Here is a 421-nt window from a genome sequence, read left to right on the forward strand (position 1 = left end):
GCTGTACAGGGCCTCTTCGGCTTCCTCATCGATCCGAAGGTCCTGGTCGAGCGAGGCGGCAAGCTCGTCCGCCATCGACTGATCGTCCTCGAAGGGGGACACGTCCTCGAGCGAACCGGCGACGGCATCGCCAATGTCGGACGCGAAAGCGGGCTCGACGGACGGCACGGCTTCAGCGGCGACCGCATGGCTGGCGCCGGCGACGTGGTCGTCGATCTCAGCCATGTCCAGTTCGAAATCGTCGTCGAGCGACACCGAAAGCTCGTCGTCCATCGCGCTGGCGTCAGCCGCTTCGAATGCCGGCTCATGCACGAAAGTCGGCTCATGAGCCTGAACAACCGGAGCGGCGTCGCTGTCGTCAGCGCCGAACTCGCCCATCATTTCTTTCTCGAGATCGATATCGAAATCGCCCTCTTCGAGC

Annotated in this window: 1 protein-coding gene; it reads right to left on the reverse strand. The window is 63.4% G+C overall.

All coding sequences use genetic code 11. The features are described 5' to 3' along the window. Window positions 1–312: hypothetical protein (locus ENZ75_RS34070; protein ID WP_348630654.1), on the reverse strand; the 312-nt coding region annotated here is incomplete at its 3' end. Window positions 313–421 lie beyond the last annotated feature (109 nt).

Source organism: Mesorhizobium sp. M7A.F.Ca.CA.002.04.1.1 (genome assembly GCF_004022805.1).
Lineage (GTDB): Bacteria > Pseudomonadota > Alphaproteobacteria > Rhizobiales > Rhizobiaceae > Mesorhizobium > Mesorhizobium ciceri.